Below are 17,107 nucleotides of genomic sequence, written 5' to 3' on the forward strand. Positions count from 1 at the left end.
GCCAAGCTCGTTCAACTATAATGGGGAATAAACGATCATGACGAACGATGGAATTACGCGACGCCAGGGTCTGGGTCTGGCAGCACTGGCCGCCGGGGCAATCGCAGCGCCGCGTGTCGCGTCGGCAGCCACGGGCACACCCTCCTTCGTGACGAAAATCGATTTCAAGGATCCCTTGTGGAACCGCGACACATTTGCGCGCCTGGACGGCGATCTTGATCCGACGAAGGAAAAGATCGGCTGGCTCAAGGGCAAGGCATGGGGCGTGCGCAACAATGAAAAGGTCCGCCCGCTCTTTGGCGTGGACGGGTTCAGCGTGGTTCGCGTCAAGAAGCTGGAGGATGGCGGCTGGCGTCGGATGCTGCGCGAGATCGTCTTCTATCGCGATCTGGAAAGCGGCGAAATCCTCAAGACCTGGCGCAATCCCTACACCAACGAGGATGTGCGGGTCGTGCCGATCGCCAACGACCCCTTCAACTTCACGATCAGCGAATTTGTGCCGCAGGCACCCTCCTACGGCGGTTTGCAGAAGACCGTCGCCGCGCCCAAGCCCTTCCTGCTCGACTGGAGCGATGGGCCTGACGACACGCTGGTGTGCCAGACCGGTATCGACATGATGTATCCCAACGCGCTCCAGCCCGACAAATGGCCGCGCGAAAGCTCGGGCGTCATGAACCGGGTGTCCGAACAGTTCATCTATTCGGTCAAGCGCACCGACGTGCTCAACCCCCGCCTGACACACCTGCCCCATGTCGGTGCGTGGCAGCGTATCACGCCATGGCTGCCCTGGATGTTGATGGGGCAGGCGCCCGGTCATATCAGCTACCTGACCAGCTTCGGCACCATGCCCAGCATTGAATCGCTGCCTGCCGATCTGGTGGCGGCGGCGCGGGCGATGGACCCCAAATGGCTGTCCGCGCCCACGACCGACTATGGACCATCGCTGTCCAGCCTTGAAAATTACGCCCGACAGCAGAAGCCCGCGCCAGTGCCTGCCGGCTGGTCGCCGCCTCAGCCGCCCGCAGCCCCCGTCGGGCCGGGCGCGCGATGACCGACGCGGCCGCCATCGCACAGGGGATCGATCCGGCTGAAAGAGGCGAAAGCGCCCTCGGCCTTGGCGGCCAGTTGGCCTATGGCGCGGGACAGATTGCGGGACAGGTGTTTCGCGATCTGCCCTCGCTTTTACTCTTGTTCTTCATGACCACCGTGCTGGGTATCGAACCGGCAGTGGCAGGCGCTGCTATCTTCGTGCCCAAGATGATATGGGGCATCGGCAGCGACATCGTCGTGGGCGTCCTGTCCGATCGCTGGCAACGACGCATCCACCGCCGCTGGTGGCTTGTCGCGGGCGCACTGGGCGCGCCGGTCGCGATGATCCTGCTGTTCCATGTGCCTGAAGGCTCCACCAGCCTGCGCATCGCCTATGTCGCCGCGACCTTCAGCCTCTACATGGTCGTCTTCGCCAGCTTTTCCGTGCCTTATCTGGCGCTGGCTGGCGAACTGACCGCTTCCCCGCGCGAACGCAACGTGCTGATGGCATGGCGTCTGGTGTTCACTGCTGCCGGTGTGATGGTGTCGGGCGCCCTTGCCCCAGCGCTGGTTCAGCGGTGGGGTGGCGGGCAGGCGGCCTATGAATCCATGGCGATCGTGCTGGCGGTCATCTGCCCGATGGCCTTGCTCTGCGCCTTTTTCGGCACGGGCCGTGCGGCGCGGATCCAGCGCGACGCAGCCCCCGGCGCACCGCGCATCCGCCTGACCGTGCGCGAAGCGGTGACCGTCTTGTCGCATCGCCGCTTCTCGGTCCTGCTGTCCGCCAACCTGCTCCAGCTGATCGGGCAGGGCATGTCCTATGCCTCCATGCTCTATTTCCTGTCTTATAATATGGCCCGGCCCGATGCGCTGACCCTGATCGGCGGCATCGTCCTGACTGCGTGCCTTGGCATCGTCGTCGCTCAGCCGATCTGGGTCGCAGCGGCAGCCCGCTTCGGCAAGCCGCGCTGCTATGCGGCGGGCGCGATCATCCATGGCGCGACCTATGGCCTGTGGGCTTTCGGTGCGCATTGGGGCGCTATGGCTGCGCTGGTCTTTTCCTTCGTGTCCGCAATCGGCAATTCGGGCTGGGCGATGCTGGGCTTCTCGCTGGTGGCCGACATATCGGCGGAGGATGATCGCCACGCCGGTCTCTATTCGGCGGTGTGGATCGCGACCGACAAGATCGCTTTCGCCCTTGGTGGCACGCTGCTGACTGGCCTCATCCTGTCGGGTTTCGGCTTCGACGCGGGCCGTGCCGTCATGGGCCTGCCGCAATCGGCCGGGGCGCTGACCGGCGTCATGCTCGCCTTCGGCGTCATCCCCGCGCTGCTCAATCTGGCAGGTGCGATCATCATGGGGCGGAGCCCCCTTTCGCGCGCCGCCTGAACCACCAACTTTCATTTCCGGGAGACTGGCCATGGCTGGCATGATTCCTCGCCTCGTGTCCTCATGCGCGCTCGGCGCGCTCCTCTTCGCGCCTGTCACGGTTCAGGCCGAATCCACGCCCGATCAGCGCGCGGACAAGGCGCTGGCGCAGATGACGCTGGATGAAAAGATCGCGATGCTCCACGGCAATTTCGGATCGATCCTGCGCAGGACGAACCCTGACGAAAAGCGCATCGGCGCAGGCCATGTCCCCGGCGTCCCGCGCCTTGGCATCCCGGATTTGTTCGAAAGCGATGGGGGACTTGGCGTCGGCAATGGCGGCTCGCTCCGCCCCGGCGACGTCGCCACTGCGCTGCCCTCCGCACTGGCGCTCGGGGCGAGTTTCGATCCCGCCATCGCCTATGCTGGCGGCGCGATGATCGGCGCGGAAGCGCGGGCGAAGGGGTTCAACGTTCTGCTGGCAGGCGGCATCAATCTGACCCGCGACGCATGGGGCGGGCGCAATTTCGAATATTTCGGCGAAGATGCGTTGCTGAGCGGCGTCATGGGCGGCGAAAGCATAAGCGGCATCCAGTCCAACGGCATCATCGCCACGGTCAAGCATTTCGCGCTCAACTCGCAGGAAAGCGGCCGTTACGTCCTTGACGCTCGGATCGGTGAGGGTGCCCTGCGCGAAAGCGACCTGTTCGCCTTCCAGATCGCGATCGAACGGGGGCAACCCGGATCGGTCATGTGCGCCTATAACAAGGTCAATGGCGACTGGGCGTGTGAGAATGCCTTCCTCCTGACTGACGTGCTGCGCCGCGACTGGCGCTATACCGGTTTCGTCATGTCCGATTGGGGCGGGGTGCATTCGACCGTGAAGGCCGCCAATGCCGGGCTGGATCAGCAATCAGGGCAGGAACTGGACAAGGCCGTCTATTTTGGCCCCGCATTGAAAGCCGCCGTCGAAGCGGGTGACGTCGCGCTGCCGACGATCGACGCCAAGGTCCGCCGCATCCTGCGCACGATGTTCGCCAGCGGCATCATCGATCGCCCATCTCCCACCACGCCCCAACCGATCGACTATGCCGCCCATGGCCTAGTCGCGCAGCGTGCGGCCGAAGCGGGCATCGTGCTGCTGAAGAATGACCGCAACACGCTCCCGCTTGCACGAGTGGCCAAAAGGATCGTCGTCATCGGCGGCCATGCCGACATCGGTGTGCTGTCGGGTGGCGGATCGTCGCAGGTGCAGGCGGTCAGCGGATCGCCGCTGCGCGTGCCCATTCCCAATGGCCCGAAGAATCTGAGCTTCATCAAGACGACCTATCAGGGCAACGCACCGCTCGCCGCGATCCGCGCGCGCCTGTCGCAGGCCGATGTGACCTATCTGGACGGCGCTGACATCGCCGCCGCTGCTGCCGCCGCGCAGGGAGCCGACGCCGTGCTGGTATTTGCCGAACAATGGCGCACGGAGGCGCTGGACATCGAAACGCTGGCGCTATCGGGCAATCAGGACGCGCTGATCAAAGCCGTCGCCGCCGCCAATCCGCGCACGACCGTTGTCCTGCAAACCGGCGGCGCGGTGCTGATGCCCTGGCTCGCTGACGTCGCGGCAGTGGTCGAGGCCTGGTATCCCGGCGAACGGGGTGGTGAGGCCATCGCCCGCATCCTCTTCGGCGAAGTCGATGCGTCCGGCCGCCTGCCGCTCAGCTTTCCCGCCCATGATCGCCAGCAGCCGCGCGCCGACATTCCCGGCCTTGCCAATGTGAAGGCAGCGATGATCGCCGAAGCCAGCAAGCCCCCGACTAAGGGTGCGACGACGATCGACATCAGCGGCGGCGTGCAGGGCTTCCCCGTCGATTATGTCGAGGGCGCGGATGTGGGCTATCGCTGGTTCGAACGGGTGGGCGAAAAGCCGCTCTTCCCTTTCGGCCATGGTCTGTCCTACACCCGTTTCGCCTATTCCGCGCTCAAGGTAACGGGCGGCGCAAAGCCGACTTTGGCCTTCACCATCCGCAATGTCGGCCAGCGCGCCGGAACGGATGTGCCCCAAGCCTATGCTGCTGTTGCAGGGGCGGACGGAAAGCCGATCCGCCGCCTTGTGGGTTTCCAGCGCGTTGCACTCGCGCCGGGGGAAAGCAAGCGCGTCACCCTGACCGTCGATCCACGCCTGATCGCGCGCTTCGACACGGCCCAGCGCAAATGGAAGGTGCAAGGTGGCAGCACGACTTTCAGCATCGGCACCGATGCGCAAACGATGGTCCTGAACGCTAATGGCCAGATCGCTCGGAGCAGCCTTCGTCCTTAAACCAAAGCCATTCTGCCGGACTGGCAAAGCCCCGGATACCGCAGATGACGCGGTATCCGGGGCTTTTTTGATCCCTGCCTCTTCAGCAGACCATGTGCGACGGGCAAAAAAAGGGGCGGCGATGAGGCCGCCCCTTTCAACGATATGATCGGCTTAGAACGACAGCTTGGCCTGAACGCCAGCGGTCCGCTTTTCACGCAGGCCGACGATCAGTGCCGAGTGCGTGCTGGTGAAGGCAAAGTTTGGCGTGAACTGATAATTGTCGGCGATCGAGGTATAGGCGTCGTTGTTGAACACGTTCGTAACGAACGCTTCGATCGACAGCTTGTCGATGGTCACACCGGCACGCGCATTCACATTATAGAATTTCGGTGTCCGCACGATGTTTGCGGCATTCGAATAGACGCCTGACTTGTAGACATAGTCCGCGCGCGCGAACCAGGTCGATGCGTCCTGACCGCGAATGGCACCACCGAACTGTATGCCTGCGCTGGCAGACCATTTCGACGTGTTGGGCATCTGCTTACCGCTATAGTCGAACAGGCCCGACAACTGGCTGACGGTGGGCGAGACATAGTCCTTGATCTTGGAATCGTTCAGCGCGCCTGCGCCATTGATGGTGATGAGGTCGTTGACCGCGAAGCTGCCTTCGAACTCGATACCTTTCATATCGACATTGCCGGTATTGGCCGTGCCCTGCACCAACTGCGGCGTGCCGGTGTTGGGATCAAGCGATGCCAGCGCGATCGTGTTGATCTGGTCCCGCCACTGCGCGAAATAGCCGTCGAGTGCGTAGCGGATACGACCGTCGAGCAGTTTGCCCTTCAGGCCGATTTCGTAGTTGGTGACCTTTTCGGGCCGAACCGCGATGCCGATACCCGCTGCGATGGCGGCGGCGACCGTTGCGGGCGGCGACGTCAGGAAGCCGGTATTGAATGCGCCAGGGTTCACGCCCTTCGACCAGGACGCATAGACCATGGTGTTTCGGTCGATGTCATATTGGCCGATGATGCGCGGCAGAAAGTTCTTGTAGGTCGCCGATATCAGTGTGTCGCCATAGGCGTAGAAGCCCGGTGTGGCGATCGCGGCATTGGTGATGGTCACGCCGGTTGGCTGGGCATAGGCGTAGAGTTTGTCGATCTGATAACGGCCTTCGGCGTTGATCGTCAGCGCATCGAAGAACTTGTAAGACAGGGCGAAGAAAGCGCCCTTGGTGCGCGAACGCGTTTCGCCTGATGTGGAGGCTACAACATTGGTAAGATCGCCCGTGCCGCCGCCCAGATCAGCCGTGACCCAGTTGTTCAGGTAGCTCGCGCCAATGGTCGCACGCAGCGGGCCGCCATTGTCGAATGTCAAACGACCTTCCTGCGAGAAATCGCTGTTCTTGCGTTCGACCAGATAAGGGTAGGTCCAATATGGTGCGCCGCCTGCCGCAGCAGCAGCGGTGTTGGGAACGGCATTGGATCCGAAATTATCAAGATCCACGAATGTGCTGTACGCTTCCCGGTTCATGGAGGTGATCGACGATACCGTCAGACCGGTGTCGGCAATGTCATAATCGATCGCCAGATGCGCATGGTAATAGCGGCGGAACAGGCCAAAGTCCTGTGTGCCGTCCTTGGGATCAAGGATGCGACCGGTCGATTTGGCCAGCCAGTTCTTGATGTTGGGCGTCAGTTCGTTGTTTTGCGAAGGCGCCTGCGCGCTCAGCTTGGGCGCAACGCCGCAGATAGAGGGGCGGTTGACGCGGATGCTTGCGCCTGCGGAGCCGATCGTACCGGACTGTACGGCGTTCAGCGTGCAGTTCGACTGGTTCGCGGTGATGGTCCGGCCTCCAACGCTGTAGCCGACCGCGGATATCAGGCCCTGTGCCGCCGGACCGTCATTATCCTCGGAATAAAGCCCGAACGCCTTGATCGTCAGGCCGTCGATCGGCTTGGCGACGAGCAGGCCGTTGACGCTCTTGCTCGACTGGTCGCCCAGCGTGCGGGTTCTGACCGTACCTAGCGAGCCGCCGTCATATTTGTTGATGTAAGACCCGCTCTTGGAAAATTTGTCGCCAGCCACGCGGAACGTGAGCGCTTCGCCGAAGATCGGCCCTTCCAGATCGGCATGCAGACGATAATTGTTGCGCGTGCCACCCATGGCGAGCAGCGAGCCATGCCATTCGCCGGTCGGCTCCTTGTTCACGACGTTCACTGCGCCCGCAAAGGTATTACGACCGAAATAGGCGCTCTGCGGACCCTTGAGCACTTCGATCCGGGCCGGATCGGTGATCGAGGTGAGAGCCGTCGGAGAAGAAACCGGCGCGCCGTCGATGAAGGTGGACACGGTGGTCGACAGTGACGTCGATGGCGTGAAACCACGAATGATGATCTGCTGGAAAGAGCGATCGGCGCGGCCTGAACTGTTGTTGTTGATGTTCATGCCGGGCGTGTTCGCGGCCAGATCGGCGACGGACGTGATACCCTTTTTGGCGATGTCTTCGCTCGTCACAACCGATACGGCGACCGGCGTCTTGAGGACGTCTTCGGAACGCTTGCGGGCGGTGACGACGATTTCGCCGGGTTCGGGGGCATCAGCGGCCACCTGCGCATGCAGCGGTGTGACCGCGCACATGATAGCCATGGCCGAACACATGGTGGCTCGGATGACCAGCTTCTTCCCCGTCTTAGTCATTATCTTCCCCTTGTAGAATACGAATAGAAAATCGGAAATATTGATCGCGCCAGATATTTTCCGGCACTATGTTCGATACTTGCTCACGCCATATTTTGATTGGCGTCTGTCACGTTCGTGATTCCTGCTCGGGCTGCCATATCTATGCACAGCTACGCCCGCATGTGAGTTGAAATCTTCCAACGCTGCTTCACATGTCCGATGAACGTAGGGGGGAGACTTTAGGAAGCGCAGGCTGGCGGCAATTTGCATCCCCTGATTCTCCGCTACGCGAATAGTGGCTTTCGACTGTTCGCTGGCGACATCATGCCGTAACAATGGCTTGACGCAATCGGCCCCGCCATGGCGTGATGACGGGGCCGAAGTCCGGGGCATGGATGACAGACAGGCGCGCCTATCGTCGGCTCGACAGGCCCAGATGACTGCGCAGGGTCGAGCCTTCATACGCGCGACGCAGCAACCCCTGATCTTGGAGCAGGGGCACGACCTGATCCACGAACAGCCTCAACTCTTCGGGCATATAGCCGGGCTGCAAGGTAAAGCCGTCGCAGCCGCCTTCATTGATCCAATGACCCATGCGGGCCGCCAGTTGCTCGGCTGTGCCAACAAAGATGGCGTGGCCGCGCGGCTGGCGGGCATAGCCGCGACAATAATCGGCGATCGACTGGCCGCGCTCGACGCCCGGCGTCAGCATCCGGCGAATATCCTCGGCCGGAAATTCGCATTCCGCCACGATCGTATCGATCGGGATCAGGCCCGCCGCGTCATGCCGGGTCAGGTCATAGCCGATCGATTCGCTCAGATATTCGATACACAGGCCGTCGTCCGCCATCTCCAGCAGCTCGCGCTCTTTGCGTTGCGCGCTTTCTTCCGTATCCGACAGGACGAAGGCGAGGCCGGGCATGATCTTGACGCCATCAGGATCACGCCCTGCGCGCGCCACGCGATCGCGAATGTCATTACGAAACGCCTGCCCCGCCTCCAGCGTCGCCGCCGGGCAGAAGATCGCCTCTGCCGTCCGTGCGGCAAAATCGCGCCCGTCGCCGGACTGACCGGCCTGCACCAGCACGGGGCGACCCTGCGGCACATAGGGAGTGTCGAGCCGACCTTCGACATCGAACCATTGACCCTTATGGGTAATGCTTGCCCGCGCCGGATCATCCACCGCGTCCCACAACTGGGTCGCGACATTCACGAATTCCTCGGCCCGCTGATAACGCAGGCCTTTTTCCATCAATGCGCTCTCGCCGAAATTGGGCGCGGAATTGGGATGGGCCGTGGTCACGATGTTCCAGCCCGCCCGACCACCGCTCGCCAGGTCCAGGCTGGCGAAGCGCTCCGCCACGCCAATCGGCGCATTATATGTGGTGGACACTGTGGCAACCAGACCGACATTTTCCGTTACCGCGCCCATCGTGGACAGCAGCGTGAAGGGATCGAGCGTCGGTATGGCGAGCCGCTCGGGCGTGCGCCCGGCGGCATCGCGGCCCTGCAACTGGTCGCCAAAGACGATCGCGTCGAACCGGCCGCGCTCGGCGAGGCGGGCGACTTCCTCATAATAGGCGCGGTCGAATACCGAGCGGGGCTGCGCCAGCGGATGGCGCCAGCCGCCGGGATAAAATCCGATACCCTGAAGAAAAGCCCAGATATGCAATTCGCGTGGGGCCGTGCTCATGCCGCGATGCTCCTCTTGGCGCTATGGGGGGTAGGGGGCACGGCGAGCGACAGTCGCTCGCGCAATGTCGTTCCGGTCGGGGCCAGGCCGATGGGACGCAACTTCGCCAGCGCCGTCGGCGCATCGGCTGCGATGACATGGAACCCGTCCGTCCCCTTGATCGCCCCCGCCTGATCGAGGGGACATGCGCCGGTCACGCCATCGGGCGACACTTTGGCCAGCACCCGCCCCACAAATCCCCCTGCGCGCCATGCTGCGATGGCGGCGGACAGGCTGACCGCATCCTCTCCCCCGACCAGCAGCACGTCGGGCTGATAATCGGTCGCCGTCATGATCGCATCGCCCTCGTCCGCGACCAGCACTGGATACCCCTGCGGCGGACGGGCGGCGTTAAGTGGTCCCATCACATCGAAATGCGTGCCGCGATAATCGACGCGCCGCACCCGGCTGGTGTCGAGATAGCGGCCCGCCGCCTGATCGATGACCAGCGCGTCGGCATCCCAACTGTCCCATAACGCCTGCGTCGCGCGCACCATGTCGATCGCCTTCGCCGGGATATCTTCGTCGGCAACCGCATATTCGCTACCAAAGCCCGTCGCTCGCGATCTGGTGTGGATCGCGCTCGGCAACCATCCCATCGTGCCGCCGGTCAGAAAATCGGCAGCCGACAGCGCGCGTGCGACATGGAAAGGCAGGCTGAACAGCGCAGGCAGGACAGCGACCAGCGCCGCGCCGTCGGCATCTGCTGCCAGCGTCGGCGCACCGATCAGCGCATCGAGACGGCCCGGCACGACGATTGCGCCCTCCTGCCGCCCCAGCAGCAGCAGGTTCGCGCCCGCGCCCTTGCGCGCGGCCAGATCGGCGCGCAGCCGCGCCATCAAATCGGGACCGGCTGCGTCCGCAGCCAGGTCGATGCAGGTGGATAGGATCATGGAAATTGTCCCGGTTCAGACTGTGACCAGATGGTCGGAAATGCTGTGGATCGGTTCGGCGCCATCGGCGGTGATGAGCATCAGGTCTTCGACATGGGCCGATCCGCCCAGCCCCGTTTCGACCACCGGGCAATCCACGCTCAAAATCATATTGGGCTGGAGTGTCAGGTCGTCCTTGCGATAGAAGCCGCCGCCATCGAGCGATGGTTCGTCCGAATGCATCAGGCCCACGCTGTGCGGGCCAAAGCCGACAAGGTGGTCGAACCCGGCCTTGCGCACCGCATCCGCGCCGATCGCCACGATCTGCGAATAGCGCAGGCCCGGCTTCAACTGTTCGCGAATGGCGTCCCACCCGGTCCTGACCGCATCTGCCGCGCGGCGCGCGCTGGCCAGCGGTTCGCCCACAAAAACCGTGCGGGCATAGTCGCCATGATAATGCTGGAAATGCCCGACGCCATCCAGGAACAGCGTCTGCCCGTCGCGAATATGGTCGCTGTCGATCAGTTCGCTCGACACCCTGTCCACCGTCATGAAGACGGCCTGGTTGTCGCGCCGCGCACTTTCGATCGCGAACTGGCGGCGCAGGTCGCCATAGCCCGCGCCCGCCCGCACGCTGCCCATCACGGCGTCCACCGCATCGGCATTGGCCTGCGCGGCGCGGCGCATCAATGCGATTTCCAGCGGAGACTTGATAATGCGGATTTCGCGCAGGATCGTGTCAGCGGGACCATGGCTGCCTGGACGACCATGCCGTTCGCACACCGCTGCGATCACCTCATGATCGATCGCGATCCGGCCGTCCCACAGGCCCAGTTCCCGCATCGCCCCCGCCAGCGCGCCGCCCGCATTGGCAAAGCGTTGCCCCGTGCGAACGCCGTCCATGGCTGCGCGCCGACGATGCTCGACCTCGCCCGGCGCCTGTTCGGTCCGATTGGTAAAGCCCCACATCGGCTGAAGGTTGACCTCTGCACTGCCGTCATTGTTGGTGTCGGCGAACAGGAATGGCGCAAGCGCAGGCTGGAGTGCGCCATCGGCAAAGCTGTAATAATAGATGAAATCGGACGTCACGATAGCGGTCGGCCGCGCCGGATCACGCGGCAATAACGCAAAGGTCGTGGGCGGATGGCCCAGCTTGGTATTGGCGATCTGCGGCCAATATCCCAATATGTGAAACACATTGATCGGGTCGCCCACGACGATACCATCCAGACCGTGCTTGGCCATCACGGCGCGGGCGCGCTCCAGATTGATCGGCCCGCCCTGACGTAACGCCATGCGCAGGGCGTCGTCGCCAGGATAGCCGATCGCGCCTGTGGATGCCATGATGCGCCCCATTCCTTTGCCGTTTGCCTGTCTCTTTTCGATAGACCCGTTTCACCCCGCACGCCGAAATTCTGATCTGCCCTATCCGCCTGTCGGGGATCGAGGGGTGCCGTGCTGCCATGGGCCTGCCCCCGTCGCACTGTGCAACAGGCATAGGTCAGGAGAATGAGCTGGTGAGTAACCTCGTGGACAGAGCGTTCATACGCATTGCCGAGGGGCAGGTGCATCTGCATCATATCGACGCGCCAAAAGCTGATAAGCCGCCGGTTTTGCTGCTCCACGCCTCGCCCGCTTCGTCGCGCTTCATGGTGCCGCTGATGCATGCCTTGGCCGATGGGCGCCGCACGGTGATCGCACCCGACACGCTGGGCAATGGCGATTCGCCTGCGCCTCAGGGTGACGCGCCGGACATCGCCTATTTCGCCGACAGCATGGTGCGTCTGGCCGACGCCATGGGTATCGACCGGTTCGACGTCTATGGCAGCCACACCGGCGCGCGCATCGCGTGCGAACTCGCCGCCGCCCATCCCGACCGGGTGCGCCGCGCCGTGTTCGATGGCATCACCGAATATGACGCAGACGTGCGCCAGCGCATCCTGGACAATTATGCGCCCACGGTCGTACCGGACAATTATGGTCAGCATCTGGTCTGGGCGTTCAACTTCGTGCGCGATCAGGCGCTCTATTTCCCCTATTTCGACCGTCGTGCCGAAAACCGGTTGCCCGGCGACATTCCCCCCGCTCATATCCTCAACGACGTGGTGATCGATGTGCTCAAAGCGCTCGATACCTATCATAAGCCCTATCTCGCCGCCTTCCGCTATCCCGCTTTCGAACGGATGAAGGCGATTGCGGGGCCGGTGCTGCTGCTACGCGCGGCCAAGGAACTGGCGGTGCTGAACAGTGCGATCACCACCGCCCTCGACGCGCTGCCTGACGGACGCAGCGTCGCCGTCGATTCAAGCCCGTCCGCCAAAGCGGCGGCTATGCGCGACTTTTTCGATGCGGCAGACTGATCTCTGCCTATATTCCATCTGAACCAACGGAATTGCCATGACACGTTCGACCAAAAGATTGCTGCCCATACCCGGCCTCGCCAGTGCTGATGAACAGACGATGGCGATGATCGTCGCGCTGACTAGCGAAGTGACCGTGCTGCGCGCGCGCCTTGATGCGTTCGAACGCATCGCCGAGGTGGCAGGGCTGGTCAGCCGGTCGGACATCGACGCCTTCGTCCCCGACGCAGCCGCAGATGTCGAGCGCGCAGCCCTGCGCCGCCGCACCCTGTCCCGAGTCTTCCGTGCCCTGCGCGAAGCGGGGGAGGCGGATCTCGCCGCCCAGCAGGCGGTTTGACCATGATATTCCAAGGAGCGAACCGATGAACGCACCAGCACCCCATCCGATGATCCCCGAACCCTCGCACGACGAAATGGCCGAACAGCTGTTCGTGCGCGATCTGAAACTGTTCGTCATGGGCGATCTGGAGCCGGTCCAGCGCAAGATGGCGATGCAGGTGGCCGACGCAGTTGACGTGCGCGCCACTAACGATCCGGTTGGCAATCTTCGCACCGAAATGATGGATCGGTCCAGTTTCCGCCAGTGGCTGGGCCTGCGCCGTGAATCGCAGCGGCTGTTGTGGGACGTGGTAGGCGATAGTCTGGACCGCCGCGCGGATGAGCTGGCCGATCGCGCTGCCATCGCCCAGCCCAAAGGCTCCGTTCGCACCAATCCCGACTTCCGCGCACCCGGCTATCTGGTCGATGGTGACGTTCATTTGATGCCCGGCGGGTATGAGGCTGATCCGGGCGAGGGATCGGTGGCGCAGGGCGCATTGATGGACCGGGGCGGCGCGATCTATATGCTGGGTCGCAACGGCGGATATCTCAACGACTTTCGCGGCCAGACCGCGATGGCGCACGTTCTGACCTGCTACCCCGACCTCAATCCACAAAAGATCGTGGAACTGGGTTGCGGCGTCGGGTCCAGCACAGCGCCTGCCGCCATCTGTTTCCCCGAAGCGGAAATATATGGCGTGGATGTCGGGGCCTCGATGCTGCGCTACGCTCATGCCCGTGCTGAACGTCTTGGCGTGGCGGTCCATTTTTCGCAGCAGAATGCGGAAAGCACCGACTTTCCCGATGGCAGCTTCGACCTCGTCTATACCTGCGCCGTCCTGCACGAAACGTCGCAGTCGGCGGTCATCAATATCCTCAGGGAAAGCCGTCGCCTGCTGCGGCCTGGCGGCGTCGCTGTGCATCTGGAAGTGCCGCTGCTGATGACCATCGGATCGCTGTGGGACGAACTGTCGGCTGAACTGGAAGCCGACTATAATAACGAACCCTATTGGCGCGGTGCGTTGACCGCCGACTATGAAGCCCTGATGCGTGCGGCTGGCTTCGATGACGTCCGCACGGGCTACCAACGCGCGTCGATGGGCGCGGCGCGCCATGCGAACCTGCACTTCGGCCCCGAAAGCGAAGGCGTGTTCCGCAGCTGGTTCGTGGCGTCCGGCCGGGCGTAACTGGGACAAGGGCGGTTGCAAAAGGGCGGGCGTGACAGCCCGCCCTTTTTTGCGTCAACGCGTGACGCGATGGCAAACCGTATAGAGCAGCGCCGACGCGATAAAGGCGGGCACCGCGACATAGACGATGGCTGCTCCGACCATGGCCGGATCGGCAAACACACGGTCTGTCAGCAAGGCCACCAGCAGCGGCCCGATCGCCGCTCCAATAACCGTATTGACCAGACCCGTTGCCGATACCGAAACGCCCCGCATGTCCGCTGGCATCGTCGCCTGAAGCCAGGCCAGCGTCATCGTGCCCATGATCGCCGCCGCGCCGCCTAATGTTCCTACCAGCAGGATGCACGCCCATAAGGAGGGCAGGGCGACCGCAAGGCAAAACAGCAATCCCAACAGAGGCGCAAAGCGCAACAGCGACAATATGCCCCGCGTACCGGATCGCTTGACCGCCGCATCGACCAGCGCCCCGCCAATCAGCGGCCCGGCAATGCCGAACGCCAATGACACAGGGCTGAGCATCACGGCGACGCTGGCGGCATCCACCCCGAACCGCCGCGATAGCATGACGATCTGCCACCCGAACGCGGCATAGGATCCCAGGAAAAACAGCGCGAACCCGCCATAGAGGGAGAAGAGTGACAGGCGCTGCGCATTGAAATAGCGGATGACGGCACGAAACTGACCCACATCGGTCGCCACAGCCGTTCCCTTACGCGAAGGTTCGCGGACAGTCAGGCAAGCCAAAACGACGATGATGCCCGCCAATCCGCACATCAGGAACATGACGCGCCAGGGTGCCAGGCCGTCCAGCACGGGCACGCCTGCAAAGCCCCCCGCACCGGCGTGCTTCAACAAAACGCCCGCGATCAGGAAAGACAGGCCAGTCGCGACCGACTGGCCCATCAGATAGACGCCGATCGCCTTGCCCCGCTTGGATGGCGGAAACAGGTCCGCGATCAGGGATATGGCAGCGGGCGCAAGCGCCGCTTCGCCAAGGCCCACAAGGATGCGGCAGACAAACAGCGCACCGAAACTATGGGTGAACCCGCTCGCCGCCGTGGCGATGCTCCACAGCGCGATGCCCGCCGCCACCAGATTGCGCCGCGACAGGCGATCGGCGACGAAGCCCAGCCACACGCCGACCACCGCGTAGAACAGGCCGAACGCCAATCCCTGCAACAGGCTGATCTGCACGTCGGTCAGGCCGATGTCGGCCTTCACCGCATCCACGACGATCGCCAATATGCCTCGGTCGATCACCGACAATATGGAGGCGGCGAACAACAGGGCGACGGCCCACCAGGCGCGCGCCGGGCTTTGATCGTTCGCGATTGCGACGTTCGTCGCCTCCATGCCTGTCATGTCCTTACAGCAGACCAAGCGGACGGGCGCGCGATTTGATATAGTCGGACAGCCAGTCCATCCCCTGGAACCGCAACGTGCCGCGACCCACGCTGTTGGATGAATGGGCCATGCCCGCGACCAGACGGAATGCCTTGGCCAGCAGGAACAGCTCCTTGCTTTCCTTTTCCTGCGCGCTGAACGGGCGGACGGTATCGTATCCGGCCTCGAACGCTTCGCCATAGGAAGGCGAGAAGCCGTAGAAGAGGTTCCCCCACACGAAATTCTGGACGTCCTGCATCATATAATCTTCACCCAGTCCGTCGAAATCGAGGAAGGTCATGCTGCCGTCTTCGGTGACATGGATGTTGCTGGGGTGGAAATCGCAATGGCAGATGCCGATCGGCATGTCCGGCCCCTGAATGTCCTGCAGGCGCTGAGGCAGGGTGCGGCTGATGATTTCATAGTCGCGGCGATCGTCTGGCCGATCATAGGTAAAGTCGAGCAGGGCAGGGACCGTGACCTGAAAGCGCACGGCGTTTTCAGTCGTGAACACATGTTTCGGACCGGCATATTCCAGGCCCAGCAGATGCATCTTGGCGAATAGTGCGCCCATGCGGTGGGCGGTGTCGACATTCAGGCAATTGCCGAATTTGGTGCCCTCCGCCCAGTCATACAGAGCGACCGCGCGCTCGCCCTCTGGCGCGTCCAGCTTGAAATAGAGCGATCCGTCGCGCGCATGGATCGGCGTGGATGCGGGAAAGCCGCGCTGCCGCAGATAGTCGAGGAAGTTCAGTTCATAGCTGACCTCGTCCGCGTCGCGATAATCCTTGCGCCATACGCGCAGCGCATAGCGGGTGTCGGCAGTCTGGATGATATAGACGTCGTTCATGCCGCGATACAGCAGCAGGCCGGTCACCGGGCCTTTGACGGAATAACGCTCGGCGACTTCGCGCGCCAGAAAGCTGGCATCCACGACGGAATGGGCGACTTGCGCCCGGACTAATGTGGTGGTCATTGTGGAACTCCTGAAGAAAAAGGATTATCGAGATAGCGGCGCATCGCAAGCGCGAGTGCGGCGATGCTGTCGGGAATATGGAAAATATCGCGATCGAACCCGGCCAGCCGCTTTGCTTGGGCGTTGGGGATCAGCCCGGCTGCTGCGATCGACGCCTCCGCGATGTCTTCGTCGGGTTGCAGCAGCAGCACCGGCTGCGTCACCAACGGCAACCGCGCTTCATAATCGTAGCTCCACACGCCCAGATAGGCCCAGGCGGCACGGTCGAGCGGCTTGAGCTTGTCGATCCACAGCGCGGCGGCATCATCCAGCGTCACGCCGGGACGACGTTGCGCAACAACATAGTCCCACAGCTTGGCGGCCAGATCGAGCGCGACCGAACCGCTTTCGTCCAGCGGCGCGAAATCCTGCGCGGCGCGTAGCCGTTCGGCGCGCTCCTGCGTCGGCCGCATGGGAATGCCTGACAGCACCAGCCGCCGGATGTCGCGTGGCATGGCCAGCGCCAGTTCCGTCGCCAGCAAGGTGCCGGTGTGAAATCCGTAAACGTCGAATGGCCCGCGCAGCAGCGGGGCAAGCGCGTCGATCGCTTCGGCAAAGCAGGCGGCATAGCCTGCCATGTCGATGGGCGCGGGCGGTGCGTCGGACATGCCATAGCCCGGCGTGTCGAGTGCGATTACCACCCTGTCCGTTCCCATGGCGGCGATCAGGTGACGATATTCCAGACTGGACGAAGGATTTTGATGCAGCAGCACGAGCGGAGGCGCGTCGCTACGTGATACGGGCCGCGACAGATGATAGTGGATCTGCCCATATCGGCCCGGCGCATAGCCCCGCTGAACAGCGGGGGCGTCGGATCGCCCGGCAATGATGCTGCTGGTCATGGGTCACGGCTCCGTTGGAGCGCGGGCTG

General features: G+C 63.1%; 13 protein-coding genes. 6 read left to right on the plus strand and 7 right to left on the minus strand.

What is annotated here, in order from left to right; genetic code table 11:
- Positions 1 to 37: 37 nt before the first annotated feature.
- The 3 genes from WA070_RS20905 to WA070_RS20915 are packed head-to-tail and all read left to right on the plus strand — an operon-like array spanning position 38 to position 4,708.
- Complete coding sequence (locus WA070_RS20905) at positions 38 to 1,051, plus strand: DUF1838 family protein (RefSeq protein ID WP_422635832.1); 1,014 nt, start codon at positions 38 to 40, stop codon at positions 1,049 to 1,051.
- The gene (locus WA070_RS20910) at positions 1,048 to 2,418 is read left to right on the plus strand and encodes an MFS transporter (protein WP_422635833.1); all 1,371 of its coding nucleotides are present in this window, start codon (positions 1,048 to 1,050) and stop codon (positions 2,416 to 2,418) included. The genes WA070_RS20905 and WA070_RS20910 overlap by 4 nt, the downstream gene beginning before the upstream one ends.
- Before the next feature lie 31 nt (positions 2,419 to 2,449).
- Positions 2,450 to 4,708 (plus strand): beta-glucosidase family protein, encoded by a 2,259-nt coding sequence (locus tag WA070_RS20915; RefSeq protein WP_422635834.1) that lies wholly within the window; start codon positions 2,450 to 2,452, stop codon positions 4,706 to 4,708.
- Between the two features lie 153 nt (positions 4,709 to 4,861).
- Here the strand turns inward: WA070_RS20915 and WA070_RS20920 are convergent, their stop codons facing one another.
- The 4 genes from WA070_RS20920 to WA070_RS20935 form a co-directional block, all read right to left on the minus strand.
- Entirely contained in the window at positions 4,862 to 7,387 is a 2,526-nt protein-coding gene (locus WA070_RS20920; protein ID WP_422635835.1) for a TonB-dependent receptor, read from the minus strand.
- 394 nt (positions 7,388 to 7,781) lie between these two features.
- The gene (locus WA070_RS20925; RefSeq protein ID WP_422635836.1) at positions 7,782 to 9,062 is read right to left on the minus strand and encodes an NtaA/DmoA family FMN-dependent monooxygenase; all 1,281 of its coding nucleotides are present in this window, start codon (positions 9,060 to 9,062) and stop codon (positions 7,782 to 7,784) included.
- A complete protein-coding gene (locus WA070_RS20930; protein WP_422635837.1) occupies positions 9,059 to 9,994 on the minus strand; it encodes a hypothetical protein in 936 nt (311 codons plus the stop codon). The genes WA070_RS20925 and WA070_RS20930 overlap by 4 nt, the downstream gene beginning before the upstream one ends.
- A 15-nt stretch (positions 9,995 to 10,009) precedes the next feature.
- Positions 10,010 to 11,317: a M24 family metallopeptidase gene (locus WA070_RS20935; protein ID WP_422635838.1), complete on the minus strand. Its 1,308-nt coding sequence runs from the start codon at positions 11,315 to 11,317 to the stop codon at positions 10,010 to 10,012.
- Positions 11,318 to 11,490: 173 nt separating this feature from the next.
- Between WA070_RS20935 and WA070_RS20940 the strand changes: the two genes are divergently transcribed.
- The 3 genes from WA070_RS20940 to WA070_RS20950 are packed head-to-tail and all read left to right on the plus strand — an operon-like array spanning position 11,491 to position 13,838.
- Positions 11,491 to 12,333 (plus strand): alpha/beta hydrolase, encoded by an 843-nt coding sequence (locus WA070_RS20940; protein WP_422635839.1) that lies wholly within the window; start codon positions 11,491 to 11,493, stop codon positions 12,331 to 12,333.
- Positions 12,334 to 12,370: 37 nt separating this feature from the next.
- A complete protein-coding gene (locus WA070_RS20945) occupies positions 12,371 to 12,670 on the plus strand; it encodes a hypothetical protein (RefSeq protein WP_422635840.1) in 300 nt (99 codons plus the stop codon).
- A 25-nt stretch (positions 12,671 to 12,695) separates the two neighbouring features.
- Positions 12,696 to 13,838, plus strand: a complete 1,143-nt coding sequence (locus tag WA070_RS20950; protein WP_422635841.1) for a class I SAM-dependent methyltransferase — start codon at positions 12,696 to 12,698, stop codon at positions 13,836 to 13,838.
- A 54-nt stretch (positions 13,839 to 13,892) separates the two neighbouring features.
- Here WA070_RS20950 and WA070_RS20955 read toward each other — a convergent pair whose 3' ends face one another.
- Genes WA070_RS20955 through WA070_RS20965 form a run of 3 tightly spaced genes read right to left on the minus strand, consistent with a single transcriptional unit; the run spans position 13,893 to position 17,078 of the window.
- Positions 13,893 to 15,191 (minus strand): MFS transporter, encoded by a 1,299-nt coding sequence (locus tag WA070_RS20955; RefSeq protein WP_422635842.1) that lies wholly within the window; start codon positions 15,189 to 15,191, stop codon positions 13,893 to 13,895.
- 13 nt (positions 15,192 to 15,204) lie between these two features.
- Positions 15,205 to 16,197, minus strand: coding sequence for a phosphotransferase enzyme family protein (locus WA070_RS20960; protein ID WP_422635843.1), 993 nt, complete (start codon positions 16,195 to 16,197; stop codon positions 15,205 to 15,207).
- Complete coding sequence (locus tag WA070_RS20965; RefSeq protein WP_422635844.1) at positions 16,194 to 17,078, minus strand: alpha/beta fold hydrolase; 885 nt, start codon at positions 17,076 to 17,078, stop codon at positions 16,194 to 16,196. The genes WA070_RS20960 and WA070_RS20965 overlap by 4 nt, the downstream gene beginning before the upstream one ends.
- Positions 17,079 to 17,107 lie beyond the last annotated feature (29 nt).

It is taken from the genome of Sphingobium sp., assembly GCF_049304695.1.
Classification (GTDB): domain Bacteria; phylum Pseudomonadota; class Alphaproteobacteria; order Sphingomonadales; family Sphingomonadaceae; genus Sphingobium.

Bases quoted from the DNA above. Each gene is read 5' to 3' on its own strand.
- WA070_RS20945 (WP_422635840.1), top strand. From the start codon at position 12,371: ATGACACGTTCGACCAAAAGATTGCTGCCCATACCCGGCCTCGCCAGT.
- WA070_RS20910 (WP_422635833.1), top strand. From the start codon at position 1,048: ATGACCGACGCGGCCGCCATCGCACAGGGGATCGATCCGGCTGAAAGA.
- WA070_RS20930 (WP_422635837.1), bottom strand. From the start codon at position 9,994: ATGATCCTATCCACCTGCATCGACCTGGCTGCGGACGCAGCCGGTCCC.
- WA070_RS20965 (WP_422635844.1), bottom strand. From the start codon at position 17,078: ATGACCAGCAGCATCATTGCCGGGCGATCCGACGCCCCCGCTGTTCAG.
- WA070_RS20960 (WP_422635843.1), bottom strand. From the start codon at position 16,197: ATGACCACCACATTAGTCCGGGCGCAAGTCGCCCATTCCGTCGTGGAT.
- WA070_RS20955 (WP_422635842.1), bottom strand. From the start codon at position 15,191: ATGGAGGCGACGAACGTCGCAATCGCGAACGATCAAAGCCCGGCGCGC.
- WA070_RS20925 (WP_422635836.1), bottom strand. From the start codon at position 9,062: ATGAGCACGGCCCCACGCGAATTGCATATCTGGGCTTTTCTTCAGGGT.
- WA070_RS20950 (WP_422635841.1), top strand. From the start codon at position 12,696: ATGAACGCACCAGCACCCCATCCGATGATCCCCGAACCCTCGCACGAC.
- WA070_RS20915 (WP_422635834.1), top strand. From the start codon at position 2,450: ATGGCTGGCATGATTCCTCGCCTCGTGTCCTCATGCGCGCTCGGCGCG.
- WA070_RS20920 (WP_422635835.1), bottom strand. From the start codon at position 7,387: ATGACTAAGACGGGGAAGAAGCTGGTCATCCGAGCCACCATGTGTTCG.
- WA070_RS20905 (WP_422635832.1), top strand. From the start codon at position 38: ATGACGAACGATGGAATTACGCGACGCCAGGGTCTGGGTCTGGCAGCA.
- WA070_RS20935 (WP_422635838.1), bottom strand. From the start codon at position 11,317: ATGGCATCCACAGGCGCGATCGGCTATCCTGGCGACGACGCCCTGCGC.